Here is a 16,300-nt window from a genome sequence, read left to right as displayed (position 1 = left end):
CTCCTCCAATATATTATTAAAAAGTTCTGAATGCGTTTGGAAGTAAATCCCCAAACCTTATTTTTATATATTCACCATTTTTTTTAGTGCATATCAATTCCATTTCATCATCTGCAAATTCAGCCATTACTTGCCTGCAAATGCCGCAAGGATATATGTAGTCCTCATCCTCACTGGCTATAGCAATTCTATCAATCTTTATCCTGCCCTCTTCTGAAACAGCCTTGAATATAGCCGTTCTCTCTGCGCAGTTTGTTGCACCAAAAGAAGCTATTTCAACGTTACAGCCCGTATATACTTTACCTGAAGCGGTTAATAGTGCAGCACCCACCTTGAATTTTGAATAAGGGGCATACGCTGTATCCATGGCCTTTCTCGCATAAGATGCTAGCTCCATATCATTCATCTTGAAGCCTCCTTTTTATTTATAACTATGCTAGTAAAATAGTCAATTTATGTATAATTTTATCCCACAGAATAAGTAATCCTATTATAATACTAAAAATTGCCGATACAAAAACGGCACCGGCTGAAACGTCCTTAATAATCTTGGCTTTGGGGTGGTAAACATCAACTATTATGTTAACGACAACTTCTACAGCTGTATTAATTAATTCAAAACAAATTACCATTGATACTGTAAGACATAGTATAGTAAGCTCAATTTTGCTAACCCTAACCCACAGCGACAGTAATATTACAATAGTCCCTGTTATCAAATGGATTTTCATGTTTCTTTCATTTACAATAGTATACCAAATGCCCTGAAAAGCATTATTAAAGCTTTCTATAAGATTTCTATTCTTCATAGTACTCCTTATTCTCTGGGAAGTCCGATTTCCTTCAAAATGGCCTCCTGCTTTTTGAACATTATCTCTTCCTCATTCTTTTCCATATGATCATATCCTAAAAGGTGGAAGCATGAATGTGCTGTTAGGAAAGCCATCTCTCTTTCAAAACTGTGGCTGTAGGCTTCCGCCTGTCTCTTGGCAGTTTCAGCAGAAATAATTATATCTCCCAGAATTAACTCGCCCATTTCAAGATCATAGTCCCCTTCATCCGATATAAGCTTACCGTCCTTAAAATCTACCATAGGGAAGGATAGAACATCTGTTGATTTATCTATATCCCTATGTTCTTTGTTTATACCTCTTATCTCGTCGTCATCTACAATTAAAACACTTACTTCGTAATCTTTGTCAAGCTTCTCTGACTTCATACACAGTTTTATTGTCTTTTCTATAAGGCTTTCTATTTTTTTGTCTACTATAACTTTATTCTGCTCATTTTCAATTATTATCAAGTTTTGTTCCTCCACCTATTCTTTTATCTTCCGAATCCTTCTCCTTATTATACTCTCCCTTTTCCTCTATAAAAATATCCTTTTTTAATGCGTCTTTTATTTCAGGATATTGTTCTCTTGCATGAAAATAACCGCTGAGTACTCTCATAAAGGATTTAGCTATAGTATCAAGGTCTGAAAGCGTAAGCTGGCACATATCCAGCTGACCGTCATCAAGCTTATCCTTGATTATTTTTCTTATCAAGCCTTCTATTTTTCCTTCCGTTTTGTCTGTCATTGATCTTACGGCTGCTTCTACTGAATCAGCCAGCATAACAACAGCTGCTTCTTTTGTTTGGGGCCTTGGGCCTTCATATCTGAAATTCTCCTGCTTTATTTCTTCATCCCCTCCGGCTTTCATTGCCCTATGAAAAAAGTAAGCTACCAGAGTTGTGCCATGGTGCTGTTTTATTATATCTCTGATTGCAGTAGGAAGCTTGTACTTTATAGCAATGTCTACTCCATCCTTGGCATGTGATGTTATGACAAGAGTACTTAGGTTTGGAGTCATCCTGTCATGGGGATTTTCGTTCAACTGATTTTCTTTGAAAAAGTCCGGCCTTTTCAATTTTCCAACATCATGAAAATAAGCACCTGCTCTGGACAATAAAGCATTCCCTCCAATATCCTCCGTAGCTATCTCTGCCAGATTCCCTACCATTAGACTGTGATGATAGGTTCCCGGTGCTTCTATCAGTAATCTTTTTAACAAAGGATGATTTGGGTTGGAAATTTCCAATAGCTTTAATGGCGTCACAATATTGAAAACACTTTCCAAAAATGGCAATAAACCTATAGTAAGTACCATTGAAATCAGTCCGTTTAGAAAGACGGCTATACTGTCCGTAATAATTGTTTGTACGTCACTTTTATATATAAAGTTCAGTGCAACTACAAGAACGACATTTATCAATCCAAGTAGTATTCCATTCATGGATAATTTGCTGCGTTGGCTTGCTTTGGTTACAAGAAAAGCAGAAATAACCCCACAAATTAGGCCCATAAACAAAAACTTATTGTCACCCTTAATCATAATTGAAATACCGACTGTAAGTACACAGTTTATTACAACGGCAAGCTCCATATTTAAAAGTATAGAAACCAGCATTGTACCTACAAAAACCGGTATTACAAGACCCTCGTAGTAAGGATAGAGGCATCTAGCCAAAACAAGTATTATAACAACTATTAAGGATAATAATAACAAGTCCTTTCTGTCGTTGTATATTTTTTTGTTGTATTTTTTAAGGAACACTATAACCAAACCCGCAAGAAATAAAATAGTTGAAAGAGTACCTATTGAGAAAAGGTAATCATATTTACTTTTTGTTTCCAGCAAATTTAACTCTTCAAGAAGCTGTAACTTGTCTTCTGTTACCACATCACCAAAGCTAATAATCCTTGATTCCTTTTTGATTTTTACAATATTTGCGTCATTATTGTAGGCTTCCTGCTGTTTCTTTGAAGTAGCCGCTTCATCTATAACCCTGTTTGGCTTCAATATTGCTTTTACAAGCTGATTACCAATATTTTTAAGTTCCTGGCTTATTCCCTGTTCACTTTGATAACTGTTCTGCAGCCTATGTATGTGAATAGCAAGATTGCTTTCAGTTACCTCTTCAGACATGGCATCCGAAACTAGCCGACGGGTAATCTCTTCAAAATTATCAAGTTCTGTATCTGAAATTTTGGATACAAGATAATTTATCTGGTCTGTTGATAACGGTATATTTAGCTGGGATACATGCTGTGTGAGGCTGCTTATTGCTTCATCACGGGCCTGTTTCAAATACACATCATAATCCCGGGTATTTGTACCTACACCAAGCTGCTTTAAATTTTTATCAATACTATCTCTGGCAGATGAAACTGCCTTGAAAAAATCATCTTTCTTATAAATAACCTCTACAAAAGCTTTTGTATCTTCCTTGTTAACAGGCTCAACACTTTCTCTTGCAGATATTCTGTTTTTTTCTGTCAGGACCTCGTTAACCAAATCTCTAGGTGCTGTAATATCATAAGTGGACACATCCCCTACACTTAATCTGTATTTTTTAGGCAGTGCCCCCGTCTGAATTATTATGAATGCAATCACTACTGTAATAATAACAAGAAAAGCACGCTGAAAAGCGAAATTTCTCGCAATCTTTTTCAGCCTGCCATTACCTTTCTTCTTTTTTATCATTGGCTTTCCCCCGAATCCAAGCTCACTTTTTGTTTGAATCGTGTTTTTCGTATGCGACTATAATCTTTTGCACCAATTCATGCCTCACAACATCCTTTTCTGTAAGGTTAACAAATGATATTCCTTCTATATCTGAAAGTATATTGGTGACCTCCCTGAGGCCTGATTTCTTGTCCCCCGGCAAATCGACCTGTGTAATATCACCGGTAATAACTGCCTTTGAATTAAACCCGATTCTTGTGAGAAACATTTTCATCTGTTCAGGTGTTGTATTCTGGGCTTCATCCAGTATTATAAAGGAATTGTCCAGTGTTCTTCCTCTCATATATGCAAGAGGTGCTATCTCAATCATACCTCTCTCCAAATATTTTAAATAAAGGTCAGCACCCATAATCTCATACAAACCGTCATATAAAGGTCTTAAATATGGGTCTACCTTATTCTGCAAATCCCCCGGTAAAAAGCCCAGTTTTTCTCCAGCCTCCACTGCCGGCCTTGTCAGAATAATCCTGTCCACTTCCTTATTTCTGAATGCCGTTACAGCCATAGCTACGGCAAGGAAAGTTTTCCCAGTTCCGGCAGGACCGATACCAAAGACTATGTCATTCTTTTTAATGGCATCCACATAGATTTTTTGACCATGGGTTTTATATTTTATCTGCTTACCCTTTGCGGTAAGGCAAACATAATCTGTAAGAATTTCATCCGCCTTTTCTATCTGTTTCTCATTAGACAAACCTACCAAATAGAGCACATTTTGTCGGGTAATGGACTGTCCTTGTTTAGCAATGTCAAGAAGCTTGTTAAGAACTGTTTCAGCCTTACTTACGCTCTCTGTCTGACCGCTTATCCTGATGGATGTACCCCGTGTTAAAACTTTTACCTTAAATGCTTCTTCTATAATTTTTATGTTTTCATCATAATTTCCAAAGATATTCATTGCATGTTCAATTGTATAAAACTCTACACTTCTCTCAGTTATATCCGCCAAGTATTATTAGCCTCCTATCATCTGTGTAACTCCAATGTCTTCTATACATTCTACCGTTACTGTGGCAGTTATTTTACCATCATCATTTTCGGTATAGTATACATTCTTTTTAGCTATCTCTGCTCCTTGCGGTATCTGTTCCTGTACCTGTTTAAATGCCTTTTCGGCTGCTAATTGTTTTGCTCTGTCAATATCAAGCTTTTCCTGTATCAATTCGTACTCATAGTATTTATCAACAACCCATTCTACAGGTAAAGCAAGATTCTTACCTAAAGAAAGTTTCTTTTTTACCTCTATGTGCTCTGCATTATTATATGGAATTTTTCTATGAAATAATTTGAATTTTTTTGTAAAAAAAACAAGAGAATACCTTTCTTTCTCGAAACCCGTTCTTCTGGTTTTAACAAGCGTTTGCTCTACCTGACTACTGGCTTCATACCATGTCCTGGCTTTTACAGACCCCATTGAGTGAACCATAAGCGGAGGGGCTTCAGGATTTTTTACGTTCTCTATTGTTCCGGTAACAAGTAGCTGGCCTTTTGTTACTGTATCACCAATTTTTACTGTTTCAAGGCCTTCTTTTGCTACTATTGAGTATATAACACCATCCTTTGCTGCAACCAAATTGCATGGTATATTTTTATCTATTAAATCCGGAGGTTTCACCCTTTCAGAAACATTAACAAAAACCCTTGTCCCCCGAACCGAAACACTGATCCTTGAGAGGTCATTTATCCCAAGCATTATATTGTCTACTATGTTATCAGGGTTTATGCTGAATTTAAATGCCCCGGGTTTTATTCCATTTTCATAGAGCTTTTCTAATATAACTTCTGTGGAAACCTTGTCATTTCCGGTAACTGACACATCCCATATAAATGAAGATATTATGAAAAAAGTAATTATACATACAGCTGAACCGATAATAAATGCCTTTCGGTTTTTGTATTTGTATATTAAAAAAGGAAGACCTTTTTTTCTGTTAATATGTACTCTGCACCGGGATTTCTTTGCAACAGGCCGCAACATTCTAAAATCTTTTATACTGATTTTCATAGTCAGTTTGCTGCTGCTGTTCCATTTTACATTCCATAGTCTAATCTGACGATGAGTACATATATTAATAAATTTTTCCAAAAAATATCCTTCAACTACTATAATAACATATCCAAGTATATAATTCCACAACCTCCAAATTAACATTTTCGTTACCCCCGTATTTTCCCTTGAAAGTAATTACTTGAGGAATTCAAGTGACAGTATGTTTCCGTATACCATTATATTTTCTGCAGTAATCTCTTTGATATAAATATCGGTACCTGTTAATTTAATAATCCCGGACGTAGTATTTACACGTATTACTCCTTCCGCATACTCTACAATTCCCTTGTAGTTTTCGATAATAACATCCCCGTTGCCCAGCATAACAAGTTTAGGCATATTTAATACAATCTCTTTTGGTAACTCAAGCATCTCCGTAATTTTTTCTCTGAACTTAGGTTTGTTACTTTTTACCGTAGGAGTTTTTGTGTTTTTCTTATTTTTGTTTTTACCTGCCGAACTCATTCTCCCCGCCATATCCAACCCTCTAATCGTTTAATTTGCCAGCTCCTGAACGTTACCAAACTCATAGCCATTTTCACGTGCACCTTTGATAATCATGCCTAACGCATCTGCATTATCTTTAGACACCGCATGAAGCAACATAATTTCACCATTATGGAGATTACGCATTACTACCTTATATGTATATTCAGGACCTCTTACCTTATCCCTGTACCAGTCATCATATGCAAAACTCCAGAAAAGGTTGCAATATCCAAGCTTATTTGTAATACTCAGGGTACGTTCACTGTATTCGCCTTTTGGTGGCCTGAGAAAATTCATTTTTACACCGAATTTTTCTGTAAAAGCACGCTCCAGGCCCACCACTTCCTCTTCAATTTGGGTATCACTTTTTTCCGGCAGACTTGGGTGGTGTATTGTATGGTTTCCAACGGTGTGTCCTTCCTCAACCATCCTGCGTACTAAATCCTGATGCTCTTTAAGATACGGACCTGTTATAAAAAAAGCTGCCTTTACATTATTGTCCTTTAGCGTATCAAGAATTTGCCCTGTATAGCCATTTTCATAGCCCTCATCAAATGTAAGGTAAATTATCTTTTTACTTATATCTCCAAGATATTTGGCTCCATATTTTGAAAGCAACTCAGGAGTTCCCGGATCGGCTCTGGGTGTTTGATTATTTGACTGCCTTGCCATGCCCCAGCATCTTTTTTTATCGTTTGGATATGAACTTTTATCGGATACTTCTCCTTCTGTGGCTGAGCTATTTCCTTCAACAAGTCTTCCTGTCAGTTCAGTAGAAAAATCAACTTTGTTACTGCTTGCACTGTATACTCCTCCAATATCAGAAAACCCGGAATCCGAATTTGAATCCCTATATTTCTTTATTGTAAAAAATACAAAAATCAAAGCTACGCCTACTATTAAAGCCATTACGGTAATCGCCTTATTTTTTTTCAATCTTATTACCTCCGTCATCGCAGTTGTTCTAAAATCCGAAATAAAATGTTTCTCATATATTTATATATAGTTCGTCTATCTTTTTAGAACAACTTTTACCTATAACAAAAAAATCCTCAAAGAAGTGAGTTACATCACTCTCTAAGGATTCTTACAATGTGAGTCTTATGTCTATTTACTATTTTCTACTATTTTAAGTTTATCTGTCTTTATTAATTCTTCACCTATTGGAGGAATTTCAACATTATCTGATTTCTGAACACTGACGTCGACGAATACTTTAATTTGTTCAAAAACCCCACCGACCATATTTAACGCATTCACTGCGTCATCAGGATCAACAATAGCCTTTATAACATATGGTGGAAGTACATGCCTGCCATTAACATTTATGTATCCGCCTGCTCCTCTGACTTCACTTGTATCAATTATTCTTTGGTCATTTATTGCAAGTGCCTGGGCATCTGTAGCTCTCAGCTCATTTAACACGAATAGAAGATCATCATCCTCAACGCTTAAAGCATCATCTTTGCTGAAGGTAACAACAACCCCTCTTCCTTTAACCATGGATAACCCTGCAACTGTTTTCAGCTTTTGTATTTCATCCGACAAAAGTTTTAGATTTTCATCTGAATTACCTCTTGCATTCTCAAACTTGGATAATTGGGTTTGTAATTCATTAAGCTTTGCTCTTAAATTTTCATTATTTTTCTGCTCATTTAGTATTTTTACGACCAGATCATCTTTCTTCTGATTTTCCAATGTCATTACCTTTGCATTATTTCGTATACTTTGAAACTGCCATGACAGTGCAAGTCCAAGAATTACACATACTAATGCTATGGATATGTTTCTACTGCTCCTTTTTGCTTTCATTCTCTGCTACCTCCAGCTTGGAAATCAATCCATTGATGTCATTCATGAATTTTGGTATAACAATGTTATTTTTCTGTTCTACAGTAACACGCTTTTTATATTGAATAAGTCCACTTACCACGTCACTATCCTTTATTGCAGAATACAACTTGTCAGGGTCGCCAATTGCCTTTATTTCAAACGGAACTGCATACCTGTTTTTATTTATTTTTATGGTAGGGCCTGCACAAATCTGCTCACTGGTTGCAATAAGCCTTTCATCATTTATTGCTATGGCCTGTGCTCCGGCATCTCTCAAATCATTTATAATACCGTAAACCTCGTAATCGTGAATTATATAATTCATTTGACTTGAAGGGTCTGGGTTTTCTGCATCATTTAAGGTTATTATTACACCATCCCCGGTCACATCTGTTAATCCTGATATGAATTTAAGATAATCCAGCTCATTTTTTAAACTGTTACTGGAATTCGTTTCAGGAGAAGCTTTCAGAAAATCTTCCTTTTTATGTTCCAGTTCTTCTATCTGTGCCTTATACTGCTCTCCTTCCTTAACTCTTGTATCCAGTTGACTTTTTAGCCTATTATAATCAAGTGTAAGAGCAGACTGTTTTTGCATGCTGACAGTACTTCTTATTTGTACTGTAACTAGCATACCAAAAATGGCAAATATGATAAATAGAATAATAAAATTGTCTTTTACCTTCATTATAGCCTCTTTTGTATACTTTATTATTTTCTCCTTGGTTCCCTCTTTATATAATTTTACTTTTTATACACAGTTTTTTCAAGGAAAAAACATTTTTACTTATTTTTTAACTTTTTCATTGACAAAATTATATAGTCTATTGTATACTAATATTCGTCTTAGGGGAGTAGCGCAATTGGTAGAGTAGCGGTCTCCAAAACCGTCGGCTGCGGGTTCAAGTCCTGTCTCCCCTGCCAAGTAAATAGCCACTTTCGAGGTTTCTCGGAAGTGGCTATTGTTATGTAAAAGCGGAATTTTAGCGGAATACTATTTTTCTAATACTAGTTGCCAAAATCGGGTGTTTTTCTCCTTTTCGTTGCTTTTATACTTTTAATCTATATTTTGATTTTTCATTAACCCTTTTGCCAATGCTAATAACATTTCTTGATTTTCCTTTGATTGTTCCTTAATCATTTCCGAAAGTTCGGGTAATACAAAGGTTTCTTCTGAATTATTCATTCGTTCTATTTTTCTACGCTCATAAGCTTTATCCTCTATTTCTGATAGCTTATCAATTGTATCTTTTACTTTATAAATATAATCCCTAATTATTCCTGCATAAGTTGCATACCTTGGGAATTCCCACCATATACACAATTTATCCTCTTCTTTCTTTTCATTAAACTTTCCAAAGTATTCATCCGCCAATGTTTGTGTTAGTAAACACACTTTTTCTACATTGTCTTGAATTTCCACTATTTCGTCACTTAAAGTTATTATTGCCTGTTCTATATTACATTCATTATTTAACATACATAAGCCCCCTCAAATTTTTTATTAATTTATTTAATTCAGGTTGTCCTGCTTATGCTTTTGTAATTTTATAAGTTCCTCATTAGTTTAATGCCTATTATTTTTTATAGATACGAAGGTCGGACTCACAGTCCAGCCTTCAAAAGCAGACAGAAACAAAATGTATACACAAGTGAATAACTTCAAATACAATTTAAAATACTTTCATCTAACATAGATATTCCTCCTTTTTATTTGCCCTTGAAGGAAGCTCAAGAAATAGTATAATAGATATGAGCTATCCTTAAAAGGATATGTTTACACTTGTAGCTCCTGCTGACTTTGGACGGTTGCAGGGGCTACTACAATTGTACGGTTTATTTTTCTGTGAGCCATTGTTTTACTGCTTCCTTTTCAATTCTCCAATCCTTACCCACCTTAAAAGCATTCAACTTTCCGGCCTTAATTGCTCTTTTAATTGTTTGGTCACTAACTTGTAAAAATTCAGCAAGTTGTTTTGGCGTTAAAACTTCTGGTAACATATCAATACCCATTAGACAACCTCCTTTCATATATAACTATATCACAACGTATCTACACATGTCAATAATAAGTATCCAAAATTATCAAATAAATTTCCGATACAAAAACTGCCTACCCAATTTAATATTGGATGGGTTATAAAATAAATATCATAAAGTAATAGGAGTGACAGTTTCTTGAAAGCGAAGCGAAAACTGGATTTATTAACCTAACTCAAATTGATTTAGGTTCAGCCAAAAATGCAAAGACACTTTATCTCTATTCAGGAGTTAGTGAACACTTTTCACGAGTTCGTGATTTGATTTTATTGTATCACTTGTACCTGAATTGAACAAAACAGACTATCAATTTGATAGTCTGTTGATTGCAAGTTCATCCTATATCAAGAATTCGTAAATATATATTTAGAGCTAAAAACTTTAACTGTATCTATCTTTGTCTCCGTAACTTCAGGAAAGTTTCGAACTGATAAGAAACCTGAAACAAACGTCGACAAACTTGATGAAAAAATAGGCAATCAGATTACTGTTTCGTATAATCAGGCAATTGCGATCTAAATATTTAGAAATCACTAATAAAAATGAAAAAGTAAATTCCGGTTGTGTAAGATTAACGTCCAGATTGCAAGATTAAATTCGTTTAAGGCATACTGGAATTTACTTTTTCATTTAACCTAGATTATATTAAATAAAAACATATGCCCTTAGATTGACATATGTTTTTATTTAATTAGTTTTCAATTAGAAATTTAGATTTAGTTTCTTTGATCATTCTATCATGAAGTAATTTTTTGAAGTTGTAATATACAATATCTCCAAAATCATTAATTCCATAAAATTCATTAAACTCTTTATAAATTTGGGGGATATCATCGGGTGAAACCACTTTTTTATCCTTCCTGATAAAAGGTCCATCCGTCTCAAACAAAATTTTATTTTTAGGAATATGACTTAAAATATTTCGTCCAGATTTACTATTTAGCATGCCATAATTAACTGAAAAGTAATATCCATTATCAATTATTGACTTAATAAGGCTAATACTTCCTGAATACCAATGGAATACTGCAAATTCAATATCGTTATCTTTCAAAATTTGCAAAACAATATTTTCTGCTTTTCTAGAATGAATGGACAAGATTTTTGATTTTCCTTTTACAATTTCACAAATTGATTTAAAGTACTGAACTTGTTTTTTTTTATCTAATTCATTACACCCTGTAAAATCCAACCCTACCTCACCTATATAGTTAGTATATCTAAGGTTTTTATAAAAACATTCCTCATTAAGCGGATATTCACTAATAATTTCTGGATGATATCCTAGAGCCAATTTTACGTATTTAAAATTACCGTAATTGGCTAAATGTTTTTCGTATATTTCCGGCAAATTAGTTACAAATAATGCATAGATGCCCCTATCTTCGTAGGCATTAATTATTTTCCATGGATTATCATAGAAATCAATATGAACATGGAAATCAATAAATGCCATTTGTTTTTCACCACCTTTTAAATAATATTATATTTACTGTAATAAACATCTACTTCTTCACTAAACCTTGTAAGAAGCTCTTTAGTCAACGATAAGTAGTCTGAGTCCTCATAATATTCAGGTCTTAAATCGATTTCGTTAAATATTTCTCTATTATCTATTTTTCTTTTTATTAATCTAAAATATTCATTGGATGATTTATACTCACCTCTATGAATGTACTTTGTTTCATTGACATTTATACCATATGGAATTTCATACTCGCGATCATATTCTTCCAAATCATATGCAGCTAGTGATATTTTCCTTAAAGTACAAGGAATACAAACTCCACAATGTAAACTTGATTTATAATTTCTATTTAATCTTGACATTCCACATGTATATGTAAGTTTAATAATATTTTTATAATTAGTATCGAGCATTTTTATTATTTCACCCTTTGTTTTAAATAAAAAGGGGTGTTCTATCTTTACATCAAATCCAATATTCTTAAGTAACATATTAAATAAATATACTGTCTTAGGGTGTGTAGTTTTTGTAGTCTGTCTGGAATAACCCTCAGGATTAAGAGACAAAACACCATTTTCATACAAATATATGATTTTTATATTGTATGAAATTGCCGTTAAAGTTGCAAGACAAAAAAATAATAAAGACCTGGTTCTTTGGGTTGGAGTTATTTTTCTTCCACTAATTTTATTAAATAAAAACTTATCAAAATCGCCTTGTAGATAACTAATAGTTTCTTGTTGGTAATGCTGTTCATGTGTATTAAGCTTATATCCACAATAAATTGTTTTTTTGTTATTTACGAAATTATTATATGCTCCAGCCAGAGAATCCAAGCCTCCAGAGTATAGAGAAACATTTTTATAATCTAATGGTTTTTTAATATTTAAACATTCTTTAAAAGAATAATTTCCTTGCAAAAATGTAACGTCCCAATTATCTTCAGACATAAATTTTGCTATTTTTTCTATAATTGATTTATTATCATTCCAAGTTTGTAAATCAGAAACGGGTATATCTATTTTTATATTTCTATGTCCTCCATCAGACCCACTAATTGATGTCATTATATCTGAATAATAAATCGAACAAAAGATGTTAAAAAAATCAAATGCAATATAATTATCTATTTTAGGCATATTGTCCGAATTCTCAAAAAAATACTCATATGGGTAGCAGTTAAATGTGTTAATAAATAAGTTATTCATCAAAATCCCCTTTTGAGTTTTCAACTTTTTTTGTTAAGGTATCTATAAGCTCATTTATAGTAATTTTTTCGTTAATATATTCTAGTATTGTATCTTTCAAGTTTTTATCTACCCACTGGTTTGCTTTTAATTTTATTTTAGAATCATAATCTTTAACTTGTTTTTCATCATATGTATCTATTACAGATTCATTAATGTTTTCCATAACAATAAGAAATAAAGCATTTACACAAAAATCATTAACAAAGTAATACAAATCAAAATTCTTTTCCATCAATATTTTTGTCATAGTTATTTTAAATGCCTTTAATAATAAAGAAGAATCTATATCTTCGATATCATTTTCAATTTTATTAAGAATAGATTCTAAAACTCTTTCAGTTTCTAAATCATTACCGATGTCTTTACTAAAATCAAAATCTTCGTCACTAAAAAATTCTTTAACTTTTCCACCGCCTAAAGCTTGTACACTCTGAACACCACCTGTCATTAAATTTAAAAAATCTTTATCACCAAAGTATTTTCTTGTTTTTCTCATTCTTAATGTTTCAATCATTACTAATGGAATTGCCTTATCTAGCTCAACTGTATAACTATCATCATGACTACCAGGGCTTAAGATTTTCTTAATTTTAGCTTGAATTTTCCTTGTTGAAGAACCCATCCTTACCACACTCCTTATTTTTTATACAAAACTATATTCTTCACTTTTTGTTAAATTCCTCCGTATTATGCAAAAATATGTTGTAAGGAAAAATTGTACCCCCAAGGATTTCTCCCTGGAGGTAAATTTGACTCAATAAAATAATCACATTTCGCATTATATTTCATAACCTATAATATGAAATTAAAATGGAGGGGAATGTGATGAATAAGCCTCACTTAAATAATGCAATTGCATTATTTATCGAAGCAATAGTATATTTAATTTTTTCCCTATTAAACTCTTAAACTCTAATCTTTATTTTTGGGGGCTAGTATCCTTCGCTAGCCCCTCTCTCTTTTATTATCATTATATGATTTAATTGTAAAAAGTTACTATATTAATAAAATAAATGTTTAACTTATTTCTAAAAATAAGCGGAAAACCTTATAGTCCTTATAAACAAAGAGGTTTAGAAATATGAAGTATTAAATTGCATAAATTTATGCCGCTCCTAACACGCCTAGATACCATTTTTAAGTTATCCATCTACGTTTTACACAGAGCTCTACATCGTAGCTCATGGCGTTAGCTAAGCTTGTTCTCTTGTCCAAATCGGCCGTTCAAAAGGCTTAGTTTATTTTATTTTTGGAAACTTAGTCCAATTATTCACCTCTCCATCATCCAAACTGTCCTTAATCAATGCAAACCACTCTTGAAGCTTTTGTTCGAAATATGTACGAGGTATAAATAATCTTAGCCACGCCGGTACTAGATTGTAAAGTTGGGTTAGTACGATATCGAATCTCTCCTGCCCTTTCTTCGTTCCTGTAACAGCCTTTTCCGCCTGACGTATTAAATCATAAGCCATTTCCCGGAGATTTGCCCAGCGGTGTTTTACAATTAAATAGACTATATAACCGGAAAAACAAAGAAGAAATAAAATAACAAACCAATTGTTTATAAAAAAGTCTTTCACTATGACCTACCTCCCATCTTGTTAACTATGTTCATAATAAAGCTGTCAAAGTATTTTAGTGTTTTAATAACTCCGATCCACACACCCGGTTTGGTTTGATTGGCTCTTCAAGGTTCCGGAATTCTTACCTGTATCTGTACTTTCTTTTTTTAACCCGTTCCGATAGCCAATGTTCTAAATATAATAGCACTCATAGTTCCTGCCACACTAATAGCTACTAATTAACTTCCATTTATCAAGCCTCCCCAATGATGTATTTTTGTAAAACAAAAAGAGAGCCAAATTAATGACTCCCTTTTGGTTCGCAATATTATCCTTTACAATCCGTTATTGTAGGTTCACAAGTGCAAAAGCTTCGGCTCTTCCTGGTTTACCCTCAAAATACATTTTTCCCTTATAGCCTGTTTCATCCCCAATAAATCTGACATTCTTTGAACTTTCCAAAGAAAATCCACCTCTTTGAATTAGAATATATTTTGATAAGTCAGCATACAGAATTTTATCTTCCTGCATAGCATAGCAAAAAATAAATTTGGGTAATGCTCCTGGATTGCTGCAGCTTATCACGTGCTTTAACAATTTTTTGTAATAAGTGTTTCTGTTCACTATGGCCACTATTTCATTGTCGTTATACTCTCCACTGTCTACCAAGTTTATAGGCTCCAGAATATCACTCAGTTCCGTAAGGGTAATACCAATTATATTTTGTTCAGGCAAGTTTTTTATAATACCCTCCAATTGATAGCTATCTTTCCCTTGACCATTCAAAATAGCATCATCGAGTGCTAAAGCAATAGCTCTTGCAAGTTCTTTTACTATGTATGCTTCGTACTGATCGGGTTGTGCATCAATCATATTATTAGAAATAAATATAACTTTTGCAACCTTAAAGCCATTACCATATTCAAATTCAACGTTGATTGCAAAATTTTCAGCACTTAAGGCAACATTATCAGGCTTAAATTCTGCTGCTGTTACATCTTTACCAATTATGATTTTCCCCGGTACATTTCCTATAGGGAAGAAATATTCTATAAGTGGATAAAGTTTTGAATATGACTCAACGGTATCCATTATTATAGTGTATATGTCTTCCGGTGCTTCAACATTATTTCCATTACCTTTCCTTACATCGTATATTTTCTGAAAAAATGTTTGAACACTTTTTTTTGCTAATATATTTTCCATTTCTTGCTTGCTTTCAATGAATCTCTTTCTCATCGTTAATCCCCTTTCGTTTTGCTCCTATTTATTTAAGAAAGTCTTATATTTCTCACTTACAGTTTTTGTTTTTTCGATTTCGGCATCTACACGCTCTATTTCTTTGTGAAACTTATCTGTAAGCTCCTTTTTGCTTTTCTCATCCGTTTTATGCAACTTGGATAACTCAATATTTAAATTTGGAATAATATATTTTATAGTCGCATCTTTTATCATTGCACAACTAGCAGGAGCGTAGTAGTTTCCACCTGATACGATCTCGATCTTATTTAATACTGCAAGCATTTCATTTACTCTGACTCCTAAAAACTGATAAAGATCTACTAGCGTATTGTTCCTATCAATATTGTCTAGGTTAATTGCCAATAGTCTTAACCCTAAAGTCTGTTTTTCAAATTCTTCTCTTGCATTTGCAAGCTGAATTTGGCTTGCATTTATTTCTCCTCTTATTTTTCTTATGATAGAAATCAGTTCGCCATCTCCTCCCCCCACTTCTCGAACTTGTTCGATACTTTCTATTACTTCCTTTTCGCTTTTCTTCAATTCATTAACTTCCTTTTCAAGGTTTCGAACTTTCTCTTTGTACTTCTTGGTAATAATGTTTTCATATGAAAATTTCTCTCCCCTCTTCTTCGGCATATCATGAACAGTAGCCTGTTCATTTTTTTTGTCATTCCTTCTTTTTAGAAATTGCATTTGAAAATCCTCCTTATATTTTTTTATTAACCTGATACTGGACAACAATTGTATTTTAATACCACCCCCCTCACGTGAATTTCAAAAAAATATCTTTTGTCGTG

The 16,300-nt window shown here is 33.5% G+C and carries 18 protein-coding genes and 1 tRNA gene; 1 reads left to right on the top strand and 18 read right to left on the bottom strand.

The window, feature by feature from the left end:
• Positions 1 to 16: 16 nt before the first annotated feature.
• The 10 genes from cdd to CLO1100_RS07840 form a co-directional block, all read right to left on the bottom strand.
• Positions 17 to 406 carry a cytidine deaminase gene (gene cdd, locus CLO1100_RS07885; RefSeq protein ID WP_014313228.1) on the bottom strand — a complete coding sequence of 130 codons (390 nt, stop codon included), beginning with the start codon at positions 404 to 406 and terminating at the stop codon, positions 17 to 19.
• 25 nt (positions 407 to 431) lie between these two features.
• On the bottom strand, positions 432 to 809 hold the full coding sequence (locus CLO1100_RS07880; RefSeq protein ID WP_014313227.1) for a diacylglycerol kinase family protein: 378 nt from the start codon (positions 807 to 809) through the stop codon (positions 432 to 434).
• 8 nt (positions 810 to 817) lie between these two features.
• Positions 818 to 1,303, bottom strand: a complete 486-nt coding sequence (gene ybeY / locus CLO1100_RS07875) for an rRNA maturation RNase YbeY (RefSeq protein ID WP_014313226.1) — start codon at positions 1,301 to 1,303, stop codon at positions 818 to 820.
• Positions 1,290 to 3,527, bottom strand: a complete 2,238-nt coding sequence (locus CLO1100_RS07870; RefSeq protein ID WP_014313225.1) for an HDIG domain-containing metalloprotein — start codon at positions 3,525 to 3,527, stop codon at positions 1,290 to 1,292. The genes ybeY and CLO1100_RS07870 overlap by 14 nt, the downstream gene beginning before the upstream one ends.
• Positions 3,528 to 3,549: 22 nt before the next feature.
• Positions 3,550 to 4,518 carry a PhoH family protein gene (locus CLO1100_RS07865; protein ID WP_014313224.1) on the bottom strand — a complete coding sequence of 323 codons (969 nt, stop codon included), beginning with the start codon at positions 4,516 to 4,518 and terminating at the stop codon, positions 3,550 to 3,552.
• 6 nt (positions 4,519 to 4,524) lie between these two features.
• A complete protein-coding gene (gene yqfD / locus CLO1100_RS07860; protein ID WP_014313223.1) occupies positions 4,525 to 5,721 on the bottom strand; it encodes a sporulation protein YqfD in 1,197 nt (398 codons plus the stop codon).
• Positions 5,722 to 5,754: 33 nt separating this feature from the next.
• On the bottom strand, positions 5,755 to 6,096 hold the full coding sequence (gene yqfC, locus CLO1100_RS07855) for a sporulation protein YqfC (protein WP_014313222.1): 342 nt from the start codon (positions 6,094 to 6,096) through the stop codon (positions 5,755 to 5,757).
• A gap of 18 nt (positions 6,097 to 6,114) precedes the next feature.
• A complete protein-coding gene (gene pdaA, locus CLO1100_RS07850) occupies positions 6,115 to 7,044 on the bottom strand; it encodes a delta-lactam-biosynthetic de-N-acetylase (RefSeq protein ID WP_014313221.1) in 930 nt (309 codons plus the stop codon).
• Between the two features lie 171 nt (positions 7,045 to 7,215).
• The gene (locus tag CLO1100_RS07845; protein WP_014313220.1) at positions 7,216 to 7,920 is read right to left on the bottom strand and encodes a DUF881 domain-containing protein; all 705 of its coding nucleotides are present in this window, start codon (positions 7,918 to 7,920) and stop codon (positions 7,216 to 7,218) included.
• A complete protein-coding gene (locus CLO1100_RS07840; RefSeq protein WP_014313219.1) occupies positions 7,898 to 8,629 on the bottom strand; it encodes a DUF881 domain-containing protein in 732 nt (243 codons plus the stop codon). The genes CLO1100_RS07845 and CLO1100_RS07840 overlap by 23 nt, the downstream gene beginning before the upstream one ends.
• Positions 8,630 to 8,789: 160 nt before the next feature.
• Here CLO1100_RS07840 and CLO1100_RS07835 point away from each other — a divergent pair.
• Positions 8,790 to 8,865, top strand: a tRNA-Trp gene (locus CLO1100_RS07835).
• 133 nt (positions 8,866 to 8,998) lie between these two features.
• Here CLO1100_RS07835 and CLO1100_RS07830 read toward each other — a convergent pair.
• The 8 genes from CLO1100_RS07830 to CLO1100_RS07800 form a co-directional block, all read right to left on the bottom strand.
• Positions 8,999 to 9,421 carry a hypothetical protein gene (locus CLO1100_RS07830; RefSeq protein WP_014313218.1) on the bottom strand — a complete coding sequence of 141 codons (423 nt, stop codon included), beginning with the start codon at positions 9,419 to 9,421 and terminating at the stop codon, positions 8,999 to 9,001.
• A 356-nt stretch (positions 9,422 to 9,777) separates the two neighbouring features.
• On the bottom strand, positions 9,778 to 9,954 hold the full coding sequence (locus CLO1100_RS20215) for a helix-turn-helix domain-containing protein (protein WP_014313217.1): 177 nt from the start codon (positions 9,952 to 9,954) through the stop codon (positions 9,778 to 9,780).
• Between the two features lie 718 nt (positions 9,955 to 10,672).
• Positions 10,673 to 11,437: a TatD family hydrolase gene (locus CLO1100_RS07825; RefSeq protein ID WP_014313216.1), complete on the bottom strand. Its 765-nt coding sequence runs from the start codon at positions 11,435 to 11,437 to the stop codon at positions 10,673 to 10,675.
• Positions 11,438 to 11,454: 17 nt separating this feature from the next.
• Positions 11,455 to 12,657 (bottom strand): 7-cyano-7-deazaguanine synthase, encoded by a 1,203-nt coding sequence (locus CLO1100_RS07820; RefSeq protein ID WP_014313215.1) that lies wholly within the window; start codon positions 12,655 to 12,657, stop codon positions 11,455 to 11,457.
• Complete coding sequence (locus tag CLO1100_RS07815; RefSeq protein ID WP_014313214.1) at positions 12,650 to 13,321, bottom strand: hypothetical protein; 672 nt, start codon at positions 13,319 to 13,321, stop codon at positions 12,650 to 12,652. Before CLO1100_RS07815 ends, CLO1100_RS07820 begins: the two co-directional genes overlap by 8 nt.
• A gap of 616 nt (positions 13,322 to 13,937) precedes the next feature.
• Positions 13,938 to 14,279 carry a hypothetical protein gene (locus CLO1100_RS07810; protein WP_014313213.1) on the bottom strand — a complete coding sequence of 114 codons (342 nt, stop codon included), beginning with the start codon at positions 14,277 to 14,279 and terminating at the stop codon, positions 13,938 to 13,940.
• A 327-nt stretch (positions 14,280 to 14,606) separates the two neighbouring features.
• Positions 14,607 to 15,500 (bottom strand): phage major capsid protein, encoded by an 894-nt coding sequence (locus CLO1100_RS07805; protein ID WP_014313212.1) that lies wholly within the window; start codon positions 15,498 to 15,500, stop codon positions 14,607 to 14,609.
• A gap of 24 nt (positions 15,501 to 15,524) precedes the next feature.
• Positions 15,525 to 16,196, bottom strand: a complete 672-nt coding sequence (locus tag CLO1100_RS07800; RefSeq protein WP_014313211.1) for a hypothetical protein — start codon at positions 16,194 to 16,196, stop codon at positions 15,525 to 15,527.
• Between the last annotated feature and the right edge of the window lie 104 nt (positions 16,197 to 16,300).

Source organism: Clostridium sp. BNL1100 (assembly GCF_000244875.1).
Lineage (GTDB): Bacteria > Bacillota > Clostridia > Acetivibrionales > DSM-1351 > Ruminiclostridium.
This window is presented reverse-complemented; position numbering and strand designations above follow the sequence as displayed.

What these genes read in the sequence shown, in the direction of transcription:
- cdd (WP_014313228.1), bottom strand. Translation starts at nt 406, where the DNA reads ATGAATGATATGGAGCTAGCATCTTATGCGAGAAAGGCCATGGATACA.
- yqfC (WP_014313222.1), bottom strand. Translation starts at nt 6,096, where the DNA reads ATGGCGGGGAGAATGAGTTCGGCAGGTAAAAACAAAAATAAGAAAAAC.
- CLO1100_RS07840 (WP_014313219.1), bottom strand. Translation starts at nt 8,629, where the DNA reads ATGAAGGTAAAAGACAATTTTATTATTCTATTTATCATATTTGCCATT.
- CLO1100_RS07820 (WP_014313215.1), bottom strand. Translation starts at nt 12,657, where the DNA reads ATGAATAACTTATTTATTAACACATTTAACTGCTACCCATATGAGTAT.
- CLO1100_RS07880 (WP_014313227.1), bottom strand. Translation starts at nt 809, where the DNA reads ATGAAGAATAGAAATCTTATAGAAAGCTTTAATAATGCTTTTCAGGGC.
- CLO1100_RS07800 (WP_014313211.1), bottom strand. Translation starts at nt 16,196, where the DNA reads ATGCAATTTCTAAAAAGAAGGAATGACAAAAAAAATGAACAGGCTACT.
- CLO1100_RS07825 (WP_014313216.1), bottom strand. Translation starts at nt 11,437, where the DNA reads ATGGCATTTATTGATTTCCATGTTCATATTGATTTCTATGATAATCCA.
- CLO1100_RS07805 (WP_014313212.1), bottom strand. Translation starts at nt 15,500, where the DNA reads ATGAGAAAGAGATTCATTGAAAGCAAGCAAGAAATGGAAAATATATTA.
- CLO1100_RS07870 (WP_014313225.1), bottom strand. Translation starts at nt 3,527, where the DNA reads ATGATAAAAAAGAAGAAAGGTAATGGCAGGCTGAAAAAGATTGCGAGA.
- CLO1100_RS07830 (WP_014313218.1), bottom strand. Translation starts at nt 9,421, where the DNA reads ATGTTAAATAATGAATGTAATATAGAACAGGCAATAATAACTTTAAGT.
- yqfD (WP_014313223.1), bottom strand. Translation starts at nt 5,721, where the DNA reads ATGTTAATTTGGAGGTTGTGGAATTATATACTTGGATATGTTATTATA.
- CLO1100_RS07845 (WP_014313220.1), bottom strand. Translation starts at nt 7,920, where the DNA reads ATGAAAGCAAAAAGGAGCAGTAGAAACATATCCATAGCATTAGTATGT.
- CLO1100_RS20215 (WP_014313217.1), bottom strand. Translation starts at nt 9,954, where the DNA reads ATGGGTATTGATATGTTACCAGAAGTTTTAACGCCAAAACAACTTGCT.
- CLO1100_RS07815 (WP_014313214.1), bottom strand. Translation starts at nt 13,321, where the DNA reads ATGGGTTCTTCAACAAGGAAAATTCAAGCTAAAATTAAGAAAATCTTA.